The following is a 15,747-nucleotide window of genomic DNA, read 5'->3' on the forward strand; positions in this document are numbered from 1 at the left end:
TCACTTTCCTCCTCGCTTAGTTTTTGTGTTTCACCTATTATGAACCATACTAAAAGAGTGATGAGTTTAGGCTCTTAAACTACAGGTGTGTTGATGACGATGAAAGTGCTTTTCTTATTGGTTTTTGCTGCGTTAAGCACTGAAGCGTTTAGCTGCGATAGGGTTTTAAAAGTCGGAGTGAGCCAATCGTGGCGACCCTATGTTTTTAGCCAAAATGATCAGCTCACTGGGATTGATATAGAGATTACTGACTTGGTGTTAAAAGAAGCAGGGTTTTGCAGTCAATTTATCGCAATGCCTTCGTCAAAACGTGGATTTGCTGAATTAAAACATGGCACTGTTGATTTACTTCCCGCAGCCAGCTACAGCCAACAGCGAGATGATTTTAGTACTTTTTCAGTGCCTTATCGTAACGAAGTTATGCGTCTTTTTTGGTATCCGCACAGCCATTTAGAATCACAAGACTTAAAAGGCTTACTCGACCATAAACAAACTATTCTTACCAATAGTGGCAGTTATTATGGCGATGAATTGACACGTTTAAGTAAGAATAAAAAATATAAAGATCAGTTTGTTACTGTCCCCTCGTTACGACAGCGCTTAGCAATGCTGGTGGCCAAACGCGTTGATTTTTTTATTGACGATGAACTAGCAGGCTTAAGCTTGATTCAACAACATCAGGCTAACAACGTAAAAATTCATCCGTATATTATTAATAACGATTATATTTATTTTATGCTAAGCGACTTGAGCCTCTCCGAGGAGGAACGACAGGCTATTAACCACGCGATTCAATTCAACAAGCAAGCAATAACCGATATTATTAGTTCCTATAAAACACAGTGAGTTAGCCTAACCGCGTAACACGCAACTTGATACGTCCGGCATTGGCACCATAAAAACGATTTAAGTCATTCGCAAAGGGGCAAAACTCGCCTGACTTTGTAATGCGAATATCGGCACCTTCAGCAATTTCAAATAAATGCTCATCGTTGTCATCAATCGCGCCAATAAGTGCAAACCACTGTGCATGCGCTAAGCGTCTAAATGGCTCAAGCACAGCCATGGGAATTTCTTTTACACCTAATTGCACGTTATCACGATGCCAACCCGCGGGGCCGCAACTAATGCCATCGTCATACCAAGTTTGATCAGGATAAGGCGTAAACCGATAGGTCGCCCCTTGCGCTAACATTAATCCGGTGTGGTTATATTTTTCGGCGCCATAAACAAATACATCTTTACTTTGACCAATACTGAGTACGGTCATGTTTTGTTTATCAAGCGCAATATGTGGGCTTAAGCCGTTGAAGGTTAAGCGGCTTTCATCACTGTAGAGCACATCATACGTAAGGCTTTTTAGCGACTCAGGACGATAACTGGTTAAACGGTTAATACGCTCTGCCACGGTGTAATGAATTGTGGGAGGATGTTCACTTTGCTCATTATCAACCAATACGCAGCACTCTCGGTCAACAAGCTTAAATAAAGGATTAAACCAAAAGTAATTTTGTTGGTGACTAAGCGCCAACGGATCGGGGGTAACAGTGACATCGTCTTGGGCAATTAAATTACGGTGCTCATCGGGCAGTAAGCTATGGTAATTAATATCAGCACTGGTCAGAAGGTTAAGTGAAATAGTTTGTTCTATTAACCACTCAATAGCATAACGCAGACAAATGTCGGCTAAGCCATCACGGTAATACCCGCCACCCACGTCAGAGTGTGCGCCCGCAAACCATACCTCTTCTACATGGGGCGCTTTGTTTATGAGTGTTGGCTCAAACGCGCGGCGCTTTTCATCCAGCGCAACACAATGCAGGGCTGCGTTAATATTACTGGCTAGGGTGTAGTTTTCAAAAATAACGTGTTCAGCGCCACGTGTTGCTTTGGTCACTTTTGAAAAACCAATAGATGCCACGGTATCAAATACGCATAAAAAAACATTGTCGCTTATTAAGGGCTCAAGGCATTTTGCAAAACGCCTTGCCAATGCTGCACCACGACTAAAACCCGTTAGCAAAACCCGATCGCCCACAGCGTAATATTGTTTAAAGTCGTTTATTGCGCGGTTTAAAATACTGGCGACATCGTCGCCTCTTGGGGCTAATGCTTGATTGAATAAACGTCTGAAGCGGCTTCCTTGAGTGCCTATGCCTTGGTAATAAAAACTAAGTTGGCTTGGGAATGGCGTTTCGGGTTCACTGTTGAGTGTGCCGCCAAATAACAAATGAAGTTTAAGAATATTGGAAATACTGGCATCTTCTTTGAAATGAGCGGCACTAAATTGTTCTGCATCACGGGGCTCACTGCCTGTGCCATCAAAGTTGAAAATCAGCGTTTTAGGGGTCATAGCGTCATTCCTTTAGTGGTTTGTCATAACATACAAGGCATTTATTAAAATTTGAAGACAAATTATGCGTGATGGCACTCTTTTTATATCAGGCTTTTTATATCAGGCTTTTTATGAGAACACAGAAGACAGGAGAGAGATTTGGGCAAGGTGTGGTTAACCTTGCCCAAAATAGCCGTTTGAACAGCTAAAATTAAGCGTAAGTGTGGCTGTATAGAATGCCTGAGCCAATTAAGATAAGGGCAATACCGCCAATGGCTTCAGCTTTTTTGCCAACCCAGCCACTCATCACATTCCCCAGTAATGAGCCGATAGTCACCATTACGGTTGTGGCGAGACCTATCATTGCGGCAGCAACATAAATATTAACTTTCATAAACGCAAGGCTTATGCCCACGGTCATTGCATCAATACTGGTGCCTACTGCGGTCAGCAGGGTTGCCATTAATGAACGCTTATTGCTTGGCACTTCGTCGGCGTCGTCATCGTCGTCTTTACGACTTTCAATGATCATGTGTATGCCAAGGCCCACCAATAATACAAACGCAATCCAGTGATCATAGGCTTCAACGTACTCGGCACCCGCACTGCCAATTAACCAACCTAAGACAGGGGCAATTGCTTCAATGCAGCCAAAAATTAAACCCAATTTAATGGCACTAAGAATACGTGGGTTTTTAAGTGAACTGCCTTTGGTGATTGATGCAGCAAACGCGTCGGTTGACATTGCAAGCGACAATACGCTGAGAGTAATAATATTCAATTTTTGCGCCCCACAAAAAGTGCGCATTATACGCGTATAAGCCGTAAACAGGTAGAGTAATTTACGGCTTAGGGTGAGTCGCGCTGTTTGTTAATGCAGTTTCATTTTGGGTCTTACCACGCGGAGTACTTTTTCGCTGATCCACAATGCAAAGGTTTTGGCACTGCCATGAATGGCGCGCTGGTGCATACGATAAAGAGAAATATACATAAACCGCGCTATTTTCCCTTCAATAAAAAAGCTATTACTGGTTAAGTTACCCATTAAGCTGCCCACGGTGCTGTAACGTGACAAATTCACCAAAGAGCCATGATCACTATAGGTAAACACGCTTAACGGGTTGTTTTTGAGTGTGGCTAGTAGGTTTTTTTCTACGCATTGTGCCATTTGATGCGCTGATTGTGCGCGTGGTGGAACCTGCGAGCCATCGTCTTGAGTAAACGCGCAGCAATCACCAATCACAAAAATAGTCTCATCAACACTGCTTTGTAGGTATTGATTTACCTTAATTTGGTTGTTACGTGTAAGCTCAAAAATACCAATATCTTTGATAAAATCGGGGGCTTTTACACCTGCTGCCCATACCATGATATCGGCCTTTATAATGGCGTCATTGTTAGTGATAAAGCTGTTTTCTGTGGCTTCTTTTACTTGCGTGCTTTCGCGCACCGTGACCCCTAATTTTACCAGTTCTCGTTTTGCCGAGTTGGCTATGCGTTCAGGCAAGGCAGGCAAAATACGAGGACCTGCTTCGATTAAATCAATGTGTAGGCGCTTGGCTGTCATTTTATCTAGGCCATACATTTTTAGCATGTCGGATACATGATACAGCTCAGCCGAAAGCTCAACGCCCGTCGCTCCACCGCCAACAATGGCAATTGTTAGAGCCTGCTGTGGGTCGTCATCTTGGTGCAAGCGAGTAAAGTTATCGAGTAATGCATGTTGAAAACGCTCGGCCTGTTGGTTTGAATCAAGGTAAAAGCAATGATCTTTTACGCCGGGGGTATTAAAGTCGTTACTCACACTGCCGATGGCGAGCACTAAGTAGTCATAGCTGACATGTCGCTGTGGCAAAATGCGATGGCCAAGTTCGTCTTTTAACTCGCTTAAGGTAATGGTTTTGTTGGTTGAATCTAAGTGGCAAAAACTGCCGAGTTGAAAATTATAATGGTGTTTTGCTGCATGAGCAGAGTACACAACGCCGTCTAAATCGGCATCAATCGACCCCGTCGCTACTTCATGAAGTAACGGTTTCCAAATATGGCTACGGTTTTTATCGATTAATAAAATATCTGCTTGGCGTTTTTTCCCGAGTTTATGTCCTAATTGTGTTGCAAGCTCTAAGCCGCCTGCGCCACCACCGACTATCACGATTTTAGGAGGTTGGTTAGTCATTACGTTGCCCTCAAAAGTATAATACCTAAACACTCTCGATTTAAAAGCGCTTAGGTATTGCAAATCCATTCTTCAATACCCCATGGCAACGGGTCTATTGTGCGCCTTTTTACTGGCTTTGTCAGCAAAGCTTACGAACAATATAGTGTGTTTAGTGATATTAATGGCCTTGGGTGATGAGCCTAAACACGTTAACATGGCTAATTCGCACTAAGGCACCTATCATTACCTAATACAGGGAAATGAAACAAGGGATCAGGATGACTACAGCACTCCACACTTCGCTAAATCAATACTTTGGCTTTACTGAATTTCGCCAGGGTCAGCAACAAACGATTGAACAACTGTTAAATCAACAATCATCATTGGCTATCTTTCCGACGGGGTCGGGCAAGTCGTTGTGTTATCAATTAACTGCATTGCATTTGCCTAATTTGACCTTGGTGGTTTCACCCTTGTTAGCGCTGATGAAAGATCAAATCAGCTTTTTGAATAGCAAAGGTATATATGCGGCCAGCTTAGATTCGAGTCAAACGAGCGAACAAAGTCATACCGTGATGAGTGATGTGCGAACCGGGAAGGTTAAAATTTTAATGGTGTCGGTGGAGCGTTTTAAGAACGAACGCTTTCGCGAGTTCATCAAGCAAGTGCCGATTTCAATGCTGGTGGTTGATGAGGCGCACTGTATTTCTGAATGGGGGCATAACTTTAGACCCGACTATTTAAAACTGCCGCGTTATCGCGATGAGCTTAATATTCCTCTGGTGTTGCTATTAACTGCAACGGCAACCAAAAAAGTAAAACGTGACATGTGTGAGCGGTTTGCCATTGCACCTGAATGCGTTGTGCAAACAGGGTTTTATCGTGCGAACCTTGATTTATCGGTGTTAAGTGTGGCGAGCCAAGATAAACAATCGCACTTAACACGCGTTATTGCTGAGCAGCAGGGCGCTGGCATCGTGTATGTGACGCTGCAACACACTGCCGAGCAAGTGGCCGCAGCGTTAGCGCAGACAGGACTTAATGCAGTGGCGTATCATGCGGGTCTTGACGATGATAAGCGCTGGCAAATTCAAGATGACTTTATGGCGGGTAACATTAATATTGTGGTTGCCACCATTGCGTTTGGTATGGGCATTGATAAGTCGGATATTCGCTTTGTTATTCATTATGATTTACCTAAATCAATTGAAAACTACAGCCAAGAAATAGGCCGCGCAGGGCGAGATTCTAAGCAATCAAATTGTTATACCTTGGCAAATCTAGATGGCCTGAACACGGTTGAAAACTTTGTTTATGCCGATACCCCCGAGCAAACTGGTATTGAATATGTGATCAACAATATTCGCACGGAGCAAACGAATGGTCAGTGGGAAATGCAAGAATACAGCTTGTCGAGTGACAGTAATATTCGTGCATTAGCCTTAAAAACGTTATTAGTACAGCTTGAAATTCATGGCGCTATCACGCCGTTGTATGCCTATTATGCTGACTTTAAATATAAGTTTTTAACAGGCAAAGACACACTTCTTCAGCAATTTGATGAGCAGCGCCAAGCATTTTTACAGCAGGTATTTAATCATACTGAGTTTAAGAAAATTTGGGGCACTCTCAACTTTGACGCCTTAACACATGCCACGCAAGTCGATAGAAAACGGGTGGTTGCTGCGCTCGATTATTTGGCCGAAAAAGGTCACATAGCCCTTGAAACTAAACGCATTACACAAGTGTATGAGGTGAATAACGAAGTCATTAATGCAGACAATTTAGCGTCGCAATTACATCAGTACTTTATTGAAAAAGAGCAGGCAGAAATAAAACGCATTGCTGCATTGGTGCGCTTTTTTGAGCTTAATAGCTGTTTGAGTTATAACCTTGCACGTTATTTTGATGATCATAATGCCCCAAAAGGGTGTGGCCATTGTTCTGTGTGTCGAGGCCAGTCTGTAAAACTTAGTTATTCACTTGAGCACACCATGCCAGACACTGCGGTTATTGCAGCTAAAGTTACACAGCTAAAAGAGCACTTAGCCACTAAAGGGGTAACTGAAATCAGTATTGATACTCAATGCCGTTTTTTAGCGGGAATGAGTGTGCCACTGTTTACCCGCAATAAAGTTAGGCAGCTTTCAGGTTTTGGGGTGTGTGAACACCTGCGTTATAGCGATATTAAAGCGGTGCTACAGCAGTTGTAGCATCGCTTTAAATTTTAAACGCATGTGCTTAAGCTTCGGTAGCTTAGGTAACCATTTTGACGAACTTGTCTTGAATAACTCTGTCAGTGTACTTTGTAAGGACAACTGAAAGTTTTCTTTGTCAAGTGGTAACTATTGCAACGTGCCACTTATCAGTTTTGGGCTGAGTATTTAGGAGCTTCTTTTTATTGCTTCCAAAACGTACGCGTAAAAAGGGCAAAAACAGTAAAATATTCCAAACGACCCACAAGCATTGCGCTGGTTAATATCCAGGTTCCTGCGTCTGAAACTGGTGCAAAGTTAGCGCCTACTTCACCAAACCCCGGTCCGAGCACATTGACACATGCGGCGACTGCTGAAAACGCACTCCAAAAATCCAGCCCAGTAAACATGAGTAATAATGTAAACAGCATGCTTGATCCTGCGGCAAAAGTCATAAATGCCATAACGGCATGAAGTACATCATCTTTTACAGGGCTGCCTTGGTACTTAATGGTGAATATAGCGCGGGGATGAAGAAGTTGTTTAAAGTTATTATTGAGCATTTTAACCACTAGAATATTTCTGATGATTTTATTTCCGCCAGCCGTTGAGCCCGCGCATCCCCCTAAATAGCCGGTGATAATAAGTAAAAATCCGACAGCTTCGGGCCATTCAGTAAAGCTTGCTGCACCAAATCCGGTGCTGGTTATAAACGACACTATATGAAAAGTTGAAAAACTCAATGACTCAAAAAAAGAGGAGTAGGTATCGTGACTGTATAAAATTACGCCCGACAACACTGCAAGGGTTGTAATGATGTATATAAAATAACGCGTTTCTTCATCAGCATAGTAACTACCGAGCGCTCGTTTGTGGACGACTCTAAAGTGCAGTGCAAAATTAATAGCACCTGCAATCATAAATAAGTTGGCGACCCATAAAATTAAATGACTTTTGTAAAACCACATACTGGCATCGTGGGTCGAGAACCCTCCCGTTGAAACGGTTGTCAGTGCATGAGCCAGTGCATCGTAAAAAGTCATGCCTGCAAAATAGTAAGAAACAGTACACAACACGGTTATGCTTAAGTATACACTCCAAAGGTAATGCGCCGTGTTTGCAATACGAGGTGATAGCTTTTCATCTTTAATTGGCCCAGGTGTTTCGGCTTTTAAGAGCTTCATGCCACCTATATTTAGCATGGGTAAAATAGCCACCACGAAAATCACAATGCCGAGCCCTCCCATCCATTGTAAAAACTGGCGGTATAATAAAAACGTACGCGGCATATCATCTAAGCCCGACAGTATTGTGGCGCCGGTGGTGGTTAATGCGCTTATTGATTCAAACATGCCATCTGTAAAGCTCACTTTGGTGACTAAAATGATTGGAATTGCCCCCAAAAAGCCTGCAATCACCCACGTGGCTGTCGCGTAAATCAGTGCATCCCTAAAGTTGGCCAGTGATGAATCAACATGCTGGGTTTTTAACAATATGACACTTGCTGTAAAAAGCATTATTGACGCAGGCAATAGGAATGACACGGATACATTATCTTTAAATAAAAATGCAGATAAAGCTGCAAATATCAATTGCACTATACTCATCCACAAAATAGGGAAAGCGAGTAATCGAAATGTGATTTTCCAATTGATCATACGTCTACTGATTTAATGAACGGCTCTTAAATCAGCATGCTATTGAAATAGGCGTAGATGTCTTTAGAGAGAGTGAAAGCTTTATAAAGATTTTATGCCGAGATAAAAAAACTTTATAAAAACTTTATAGTGACAAAAATAAAAACACTTTAATCTAATGACAATTCGTTAGATGAGCATAAACAGATGATGCAGTCAGTATTCAAACCCCCGTTATTTAAGGCCATATTTTTAAGTGTATTGATGCCACTTGTGGTGGTGCTTGCTATTTTTCCGTTTAGAGAACTGTTTACAACCACTGATATTGTGATGTTACAGCTGTTGTGGGTGACGTGGGTGGCTGTTCGAAGTAATCGCCGTGTTGCAGCGCTGACAACCCTAGTGAGTGTAGCCTGCACCGACTGGTTTTATGTGGTGCCGTACTTTACCTTTCATATTGAAAACATTGAATATGTGGTGACATTTGTGGTGATGCTTATTGTTGGCCTAGTGATAAGCCATTTAGCCGGTGAGCTCAATACTAAAGTGCGCGATGTGCAAGAACACGCCAGCAATAGCCGACTGCTCTACGAGCTTGCGAAAAAATTAAATGAACTCGACAGTTTAGATGAGCAAAAGCAATTATTTATAGCCGCGATGACGGCGCATTTAAAGGTTAAATGTGATTGGCAAGTGACGCAGACAAACAATGTTATGTATTTAAATGAGCAGCTGCCTGAATTGGGGGGGATCGCGTTTGCAAAACCCTTGACGAGTGAGCAACAAGCGCTGGCAGATACAGCGTGCTCTTTATTGTATCAAGTTCACGAAAAAACGTTATTGCGTCAACAGTCTGCGGCCATTGCAGTACAAGCGGAACTTGAGCGGTCAAAGAATACCTTGCTGCGCAGTTTATCGCATGACTTGCGAACTCCTTTGGCAACCATAATGGGGGCATCAAGTATGCTGGCTGATGAGGAGATTGAATTAAGTCGTGACGTGGTTAAAGAACAAGCCAGTAATATTTTTGAGCAAAGTAAAATACTTAATCAGCATTTCGATAAGGTAATGGAGCTAAGCAAAGTCAATAAGTTAGGTGAGAATATTACATGGCAAAAACTCAACGTTTCGAGCCTCATTAGCGAAGCAAAAGCGCGTAGGCAACAGCAATTAAGCGACTTTAAATTAACCATTAATGCTGCACAAAATAGTGCCTGCTATGGTGATGAAACACTGCTAGAAATTGCCTGTGCTAATATGCTCGAGAACGCAGCGCGTTATGGTGACGGAACGGCGGATATGCAATTTATTGAACGAGAAAATGAGTATCAACTCGTGCTAATAAACTCGATTAATCGCAATAATGAAACCAGTCAAGACGAAGGCGTTGGTCTTGGCAGTATTATCTGCGATGTGGTTGCTAAGTGTCAGCAAGGTCAATTTGAGTTAACCCTTAATGAGCAAACAGGGCAGGCGAAAGCCCAGTTGATTTGGAGTAAACAGCATGGCTAACATTTTAGTGTTAGAAGACTCACCTCCACTGCAAAGTTTTTTAAAAACGTTGCTTAAAGCCAGTGGCTATGATGTCAGCCTATGCGCAAAGGGCTTAGATGGCTTTGCACTGTTAAGTGAGCAACAGTTTGATTTAGTGCTACTTGATTTAGGCTTACTCGATATGGATGGACAAAATTGGTTGCTTGAGTTTAGGCAATGGAGTTTATTACCGGTACTGGTTTTATCTGCGCGTGATGGCGAAACAGAAAAAGTAACCGCACTGGATAATGGCGCAAACGATTACATAACGAAGCCCTTTAGTGCCAACGAACTTCTTGCCAGAATACGGGTTTTATTACGCGCCCAATCTTCGCCAAATATGACATTGCAATGTGGTGATATTCATATTGATCCCCACAAACATGTTGTTAAAAAAGACGGGCAGAGCATCAAGTTAACTAAAAAAGAATACGCTATTTTACTGTTACTCTTTCAACAAAAAGATAAAGTATTAACGCATAACGCTATTTTATCTCAAGTATGGGGGGAGCAATATATAAATCGCCCTGAATACGTGCGTGTTCACATAGGCCAGTTAAGACAAAAACTCGAAGATAATGCAGCAAACCCTAAACACATACTTACCGAGCCCGCCGTGGGTTATCGGCTAGTTGATTAAGTTTTATGTCTTTTTCGTTGGGCATACCCCATTTATTGACTACTCTTTTAATATTAAAAACAATAAATTGGGGTATTTGATTGACGTCTAATTCAAAGGGCAGCAAAGGGCTTAATACGCTGTCTAATAAGCAGCTAGAGCGTATTATTGCAGAAATTGATCAAGCAATTGAATGGCACCAATCTTGGTATAAGCAGTTACTACGCAGCCTAATCTCAAATGTCCCTGCCAATAAGCATGACCTTAGCGACAATGCGCATACTTTTTGCGAGTTTGGTCAGTGGTTTAATAAGTTACCAACCGACACTAAAAAGTTGCATCCTCATTTTTCTGAGATGGGCACTGCGCATCAAAAAATGCATCAAGGTGCTAAAGTGCTTTTGTCGTTAAATGAAGCTAAATCGGCTATTCCAGTGAGCTTACTCGATCAATTTCATGCTGATTTAGACACGCTCAGAGATTTATTTGAAGCGGTGAGCTATGAGTTTTCCGACGTTTTGCATACCCGTGATCCACTTACTGGGGCAACTGATCGCACCAACTTACTGAGTCACCTGCGCAAAGAGCACGAACGCTGTAAGCGTCACTCGCAACGCTAATTTTACTAGACCCACACGGGGATATGGTTGAAGAAATCGCTCGTTTCAAAGAGTTCTCAATAAGTAACTTTGTAAGCAGACTCGTGTATGTAGTTCCGTTACTTAAAAACTGATTTTCACCTAGTATTAATTCATTTTAAATTAATTCAGCTGACTCAGAGCAAGTGAATTTAATGACTCAAGAATTAAAAGTTATTTTTAAAGTATTATTGCAATCTAAGGCAGGGACACCGCAAAGTTGAGCCTTCAGCAACCAAATGGAAGCTTTATTAAGTCCATGTATTGCAACACTGCTGCGTAGAAATAAAAGCTCTTTTGCTGATTTACAGCGTTTTATAGATGATAACAACAACCATGGAATACATAAATTACAAGTAAGCTTTTGCCATCAATGACTACTTCTTGAACTGAGTTGTTAGTTAATAAGTTAGTGCTGACTTTTTGAGAGTTTGCGGTGTTAAATAAATCGGCTTTTACTTGGCCAATATCTTCGATACCGACAAGACTAAATTGGCCTTTTTTCTCTCTCAGGCCAAGAATAATTGTACCGCCATCAGTGTTAGCAAAAGCACTATAGGTTTCCCACATATCTTTTGGGATAGCACCCTTACCATCTTTACCGCTAGCTTGTTTGCACTCTAGCTCAGATGACTCTCGTAATAGGGAAATATCATCAAGCGTTTTAATTTCGAATTTTGCCATTTTTCACCAGTTTTAGAGTAGAGTGAATTGTACATTCAAGAACTTAGTAATGTTATTAAATCATTTATTTATTACTTTGACTAACAGACTCATTGTAACAATAATAGCATTAGGTCAAAATGTAAACATAATGGTAAGCATACAAGTTGGATGTGGCTATGAGTACGAAGGATATTGATACAACAAGAAAATACACTAAACCTGCAAATCTATTTTTATGCTTTTCGTTGCTTATAGGGTTACAAGTTATGAAGCCCACATTGTTTATGGAAGTGTATCGTTTTGCTTTTAATTTTGACCCTCACCTTTATAGCAATTGGGAACTTTACAAAATGGTTTGGTCGAAGATACAAGCGGGAGTAATGGCAGGTAAAGTAATTATGCCTTTATTGTTGGCTGAAGTAATTTGGATAATACTTCCTTTTGGTTTGTACCGACTTTTGACGTTTAATGAAAAGTGAAAAACAGCAAGTAGATCATAGATATTGCCTCACTTGAAACATGCTTATAAGGCACGTTCAGTAAAATATTGAGCAAAAAATGATTGGGGCTAGTAAGCCATTGCTGCGTCATTCAAAGGTGATTTAATAGGGAAATAAATGAGACTTAAGTTAATTAATAAAAACGCTTTTTTGGCATTGTTATTTTCACTATTAAGTACGCCTCTCTTTGCGTTCTCTTCGTATTATGAAAGTGCTACGCACTATTTAGACTTAGCAAAGCTGCAAACCAATACCTCAACAAATAATCAATTTAAGAAAAATGAGTTATCGCAAAACACTTACTATGTGGCTGCCATACAGTATTTTCTTGAAGCGTGTATGAATAAAGATGAAAGGTCATGCGCACAGCTAAGCTATGCCATTAAAAATGGACTAGGCGTAAAACCAAATAAGCAGCTAGCTCTGAAGTGGCAAGATGAGCTTAATCGAAACACCACTAAAAGCACCTTACTTTACAAGCAAACTTTAACTTGGTTTAACTCTGCTAGGTCGCAACAGGTATCTTTAAACAAGATAGCGCAAGGCCAATGCGCTAGGGTTGATTGGCAGCGTACCTTGCTTGAATCTGAGCCTGTTTTTGTGTGTAGACGTACAAAAGCACAACTTGAAGCATTGGCTTTACCAGCACTGCCAAATGGCATGTTATCACGTAAGCAAATAACGCCACCAATGGCCGACGCTGAGCGGGCAAGTGAATTTATAGCAATGTCAGAGTTCACAAGTAAAAAGCTTGGTAGAAGTTTAAATCCGCAGTGGTTTGTTGTGTCGGGTTTAGAGCCAAGGTTTGGCTGTGCACTAACGGTCAGCTTCACACAAAATATTGCTTTTAAAAACCCTTGTCATGGAGATGAATGGAATAGTATGGGTTTGCCTTTAGCAAGCAAAATCAATAGTAGCCAGCCACAAACAACACAGCCTTTAAATATTCCACCCTATAGCATAAACGAACAGACACTTATTTTAGGCAAGCTACCTGATTCAAGCGAAATAGAATATCACTATTTATTGCCAGAGCCATTAATAACAGAGGAAATGAGTGTGGCAGAGCAACTCTCAGTAGCGGCAAGGTGGCAGCAATTCTCTTTAGTTGAAGCAATACTAAAAAAACATAGTTACGAGTCAATGAAAGGTGACCCAAAGCGCCCCGAAATACTAGTAAATGCAATTAGCACACAATATCTACCGCTTATTGAGCTGCTTTTGCGAAGAGGTTTTCAACTTGATGAAAAAATTAAATATGGCGGAAGTGCAAATGAGGTTATTAAAATTATTAATAATCCAGCGATAAACGATCTAGTAAAAAGGCTCCAACAACCTCATTAAGTGTTTAGCTGCTCTTCTATAGCGATGGCCTATCAATCAAACAAAGCAATTCTACAAAGCTCTTTTAAAGGCTTTTTCTTTTTGTGATTGATTGTTGTAAAAGCCGCTTAAAACTTCAGTAATTAAAATTAATTATTGAAAATATTTTTATTAATTGTTTTTCAATTTACAGTTTGTTTTGTCATAGGCTTTTTAATTCATGCTTGGAAGCCAATTTATTTAAAATTTAAAAGCTTATGAGTGAGATACTTCTTTCAACCGCCTTGTAACTAGTTTAAAAGAATGGTTTGCAGACTTATTAAATTTACTTAACCTTCGCCGTTATAGTGCAGCTTTGCTAGCAACATAGAGCAGCAAAAAGAACAAGCCGAGACAGAACTTTATCGTCAAAAGCATGAGGTTGAAGAGGATCTAAGACCATTCCGCATAAAGATTAAATCAACTTTACCATTCCCGATTACACATCTTCATCACTCGCTCCGGTATTGAAATAAAGTGATTCCATGCTTTTGAAACTTCATCAACAATTTCGTCATAACCCGAAAACACTCTATTGGATAAACAGTGTTGTCGTATCCAGCTCCATACTTGCTCTATTGGGTTTAACTCTGGTGAATAAGGAGGGAGCTTTATTAGCGTGAGGTTGTTAAATTCTGCGGCTGTATCGTATGTGTGCCAGCCTGCGCCATCTATTATCACGACAGCATGTCTGCCAACTGGTGTAGCTTGTGATATCTGACTCAGGTGCTGCGTCATTGCTTCTTTATTGACGAATGGGCTTACTAGCGCTTCTGTTTGGCCTGTGGCAGGACATACCGCACCAAATAAATATCCATAGTCAAACTGCTGTTGTTTTACTATCCGTGGCCGAGTGCCTGTTTCAGCCCAAATGCGCGTAGTCGGATTTTGCTGGCCAAATCGTGCTTCGTCCTGAAACCATACGTCGATACGGTCAAGTGGAAGGTGTCCGGGTGTGTGAAGGATCGTTTCCAGTTGGAAGTTTTTTAAAAGCTTCTTGGCTTTTTAATGAGTGTTTAGGGTGTTTCGAACGGCTTGTGATCCAACTAAAGCCAAGCTGCTTGAGTATTTTATAAGTATGATTTAAGTGATAATGAACACCAAATTCAGTGCTAATGTAATGCACAATGTCTTCACCGGTAAGCCGGCCACCTTGAAGTTCTGTGTTCGTGCGTTTTATAAATTCAGACAGTTGCTCAAGTTGTGACTGTTGCAATCTAGATGGACGCCCTTGTATAGGCTTATTGTCTAAGCCATACAGCCCCTGTTCTAGGTAATACCATTCCGCTTAATTAAGTGGTCTATTTTGAGGCAATAAAACCGCGTTGATAACAAGGCAAAAATTTAGTTATTTAGTTGTTCTAAATCAGAAATTTTTAACGTAGGTAGCGACTGGTTTAATCACTCAAAATGATTAAGTATTTTTGCGGAATGGTATAACTAGAAACCCATTTATTAACACTACTTCGTGCTATGTTAAGACGTTTTGCAATATCAGTTCTGCTATTCCCCTCATAAAATAATGACACTGCGAGTAATCGTATGCGTTTTCGTGCATTTGGTTCTTTTCGTGAAAGCGCTAAAAGCTGTTCAGCTATGTTTTGGTTCAATGTTATTAACCGGTGATTTTATATAGCCTATATTAGATCAGATATTTAAGCGGAATGGTATTAGAAGGCAAAAACGTCAAGCTGAGCAAGATATTGAACGCCAACGTCGAAAAGCCGAAGAAGCCATACGTAAAGAGCAAGAAAGTTTTAGGCGAGAACAAGAGAGGGCTCGTTCAAATCAAAACTCGAACCAGCAAAAAACACTCAACTCAAAATGATGCTGGTCACTTAAATCCACAAAAATTTTCAGATGCCTGCGAAATACTAGGATTAGGGCAGGGATGTACTCTAAAAGAGTAGAAGTCAGCTTATATGAAATTAATGAAACTTTATCATCCAGATAAAATAGCAAGGCTTGCAGGCTCTCTAAAGAGACAAGTTGAGCATGAAACCCAGCAAATCAATGCAGCATGGGATACGATCAAAAAGAAGTTAAAATGATCTTAAAATTAAAATTTTATGTTGATAAATCACTTGTGGTAAGGTTATGTATA

14 protein-coding genes and 1 pseudogene are annotated in these 15,747 nt (G+C 40.9%); 8 read left to right on the plus strand and 7 right to left on the minus strand.

Annotated elements, in window-relative coordinates; translation table 11 throughout:
• The first annotated feature begins 93 nt into the window (after positions 1-93).
• Positions 94-846, plus strand: a complete 753-nt coding sequence (locus tag BM378_RS02300) for a substrate-binding periplasmic protein (RefSeq protein WP_074988492.1) — start codon at positions 94-96, stop codon at positions 844-846.
• A 1-nt stretch (position 847) separates the two neighbouring features.
• Here BM378_RS02300 and BM378_RS02305 read toward each other — a convergent pair whose 3' ends face one another.
• The 3 genes from BM378_RS02305 to BM378_RS02315 form a co-directional block, all read right to left on the minus strand.
• A complete protein-coding gene (locus BM378_RS02305) occupies positions 848-2,353 on the minus strand; it encodes a phospholipase effector Tle1 domain-containing protein (protein WP_036972472.1) in 1,506 nt (501 codons plus the stop codon).
• 193 nt (positions 2,354-2,546) lie between these two features.
• Entirely contained in the window at positions 2,547-3,116 is a 570-nt protein-coding gene (locus BM378_RS02310; protein WP_036972950.1) for a manganese efflux pump MntP, read from the minus strand.
• Between the two features lie 90 nt (positions 3,117-3,206).
• A complete protein-coding gene (locus BM378_RS02315) occupies positions 3,207-4,511 on the minus strand; it encodes an NAD(P)/FAD-dependent oxidoreductase (RefSeq protein WP_036972471.1) in 1,305 nt (434 codons plus the stop codon).
• 260 nt (positions 4,512-4,771) lie between these two features.
• Here BM378_RS02315 and BM378_RS02320 point away from each other — a divergent pair, with 260 nt between their 5' ends.
• Positions 4,772-6,706, plus strand: coding sequence for a RecQ family ATP-dependent DNA helicase (locus tag BM378_RS02320; protein WP_036972470.1), 1,935 nt, complete (start codon positions 4,772-4,774; stop codon positions 6,704-6,706).
• 185 nt (positions 6,707-6,891) lie between these two features.
• Here the strand turns inward: BM378_RS02320 and BM378_RS02325 are convergent, their stop codons facing one another.
• On the minus strand, positions 6,892-8,346 hold the full coding sequence (locus BM378_RS02325) for a TrkH family potassium uptake protein (RefSeq protein ID WP_036972469.1): 1,455 nt from the start codon (positions 8,344-8,346) through the stop codon (positions 6,892-6,894).
• A 186-nt stretch (positions 8,347-8,532) separates the two neighbouring features.
• Between BM378_RS02325 and BM378_RS02330 the strand changes: the two genes are divergently transcribed.
• The 3 genes from BM378_RS02330 (at position 8,533) to BM378_RS02340 (ending at position 11,097) form a co-directional block, all read left to right on the plus strand.
• Positions 8,533-9,837: a DUF4118 domain-containing protein gene (locus BM378_RS02330; protein WP_074988493.1), complete on the plus strand. Its 1,305-nt coding sequence runs from the start codon at positions 8,533-8,535 to the stop codon at positions 9,835-9,837.
• Positions 9,830-10,498, plus strand: coding sequence for a response regulator (locus BM378_RS02335; protein ID WP_074988494.1), 669 nt, complete (start codon positions 9,830-9,832; stop codon positions 10,496-10,498). The genes BM378_RS02330 and BM378_RS02335 overlap by 8 nt, the downstream gene beginning before the upstream one ends.
• Positions 10,499-10,578: 80 nt before the next feature.
• A complete protein-coding gene (locus BM378_RS02340) occupies positions 10,579-11,097 on the plus strand; it encodes a CZB domain-containing protein (RefSeq protein WP_074988495.1) in 519 nt (172 codons plus the stop codon).
• A 333-nt stretch (positions 11,098-11,430) separates the two neighbouring features.
• Here BM378_RS02340 and BM378_RS02345 read toward each other — a convergent pair whose 3' ends face one another.
• On the minus strand, positions 11,431-11,799 hold the full coding sequence (locus tag BM378_RS02345; RefSeq protein WP_065979285.1) for an AlbA family DNA-binding domain-containing protein: 369 nt from the start codon (positions 11,797-11,799) through the stop codon (positions 11,431-11,433).
• Between the two features lie 158 nt (positions 11,800-11,957).
• On the opposite strand from BM378_RS02345, the gene BM378_RS02350 reads away from it, so the two are divergent.
• Both BM378_RS02350 and BM378_RS02355 read left to right on the plus strand, forming a co-directional pair.
• The gene (locus tag BM378_RS02350) at positions 11,958-12,260 is read left to right on the plus strand and encodes a hypothetical protein (protein WP_065979286.1); all 303 of its coding nucleotides are present in this window, start codon (positions 11,958-11,960) and stop codon (positions 12,258-12,260) included.
• 138 nt (positions 12,261-12,398) lie between these two features.
• Positions 12,399-13,625 (plus strand): Rieske (2Fe-2S) protein, encoded by a 1,227-nt coding sequence (locus BM378_RS02355; RefSeq protein WP_065979287.1) that lies wholly within the window; start codon positions 12,399-12,401, stop codon positions 13,623-13,625.
• 444 nt (positions 13,626-14,069) lie between these two features.
• Here BM378_RS02355 and BM378_RS20595 read toward each other — a convergent pair.
• A pseudogene (locus BM378_RS20595) lies at positions 14,070-14,919 on the minus strand (IS630 family transposase); the annotation flags it as partial.
• A 121-nt stretch (positions 14,920-15,040) separates the two neighbouring features.
• A complete protein-coding gene (locus BM378_RS20725; protein WP_177222566.1) occupies positions 15,041-15,253 on the minus strand; it encodes a helix-turn-helix domain-containing protein in 213 nt (70 codons plus the stop codon).
• Between the two features lie 312 nt (positions 15,254-15,565).
• Between BM378_RS20725 and BM378_RS20600 the strand changes: the two genes are divergently transcribed.
• Positions 15,566-15,694 carry a J domain-containing protein gene (locus tag BM378_RS20600; protein WP_256213501.1) on the plus strand — a complete coding sequence of 43 codons (129 nt, stop codon included), beginning with the start codon at positions 15,566-15,568 and terminating at the stop codon, positions 15,692-15,694.
• Positions 15,695-15,747 lie beyond the last annotated feature (53 nt).

Origin of the sequence: Pseudoalteromonas lipolytica, from assembly GCF_900116435.1 — a bacterium.
GTDB lineage: Bacteria > Pseudomonadota > Gammaproteobacteria > Enterobacterales > Alteromonadaceae > Pseudoalteromonas > Pseudoalteromonas lipolytica.

Bases quoted from the DNA above. Each gene is read 5' to 3' on its own strand.
- BM378_RS02300 (WP_074988492.1), top strand. From the start codon at position 94: ATGACGATGAAAGTGCTTTTCTTATTGGTTTTTGCTGCGTTAAGCACT.
- BM378_RS02305 (WP_036972472.1), bottom strand. From the start codon at position 2,353: ATGACCCCTAAAACGCTGATTTTCAACTTTGATGGCACAGGCAGTGAG.
- BM378_RS02315 (WP_036972471.1), bottom strand. From the start codon at position 4,511: ATGACTAACCAACCTCCTAAAATCGTGATAGTCGGTGGTGGCGCAGGC.
- BM378_RS02320 (WP_036972470.1), top strand. From the start codon at position 4,772: ATGACTACAGCACTCCACACTTCGCTAAATCAATACTTTGGCTTTACT.
- BM378_RS02325 (WP_036972469.1), bottom strand. From the start codon at position 8,346: ATGATCAATTGGAAAATCACATTTCGATTACTCGCTTTCCCTATTTTG.
- BM378_RS02330 (WP_074988493.1), top strand. From the start codon at position 8,533: ATGATGCAGTCAGTATTCAAACCCCCGTTATTTAAGGCCATATTTTTA.
- BM378_RS02335 (WP_074988494.1), top strand. From the start codon at position 9,830: ATGGCTAACATTTTAGTGTTAGAAGACTCACCTCCACTGCAAAGTTTT.
- BM378_RS02345 (WP_065979285.1), bottom strand. From the start codon at position 11,799: ATGGCAAAATTCGAAATTAAAACGCTTGATGATATTTCCCTATTACGA.
- BM378_RS02350 (WP_065979286.1), top strand. From the start codon at position 11,958: ATGAGTACGAAGGATATTGATACAACAAGAAAATACACTAAACCTGCA.
- BM378_RS02355 (WP_065979287.1), top strand. From the start codon at position 12,399: ATGAGACTTAAGTTAATTAATAAAAACGCTTTTTTGGCATTGTTATTT.
- BM378_RS20600 (WP_256213501.1), top strand. From the start codon at position 15,566: ATGAAATTAATGAAACTTTATCATCCAGATAAAATAGCAAGGCTTGCA.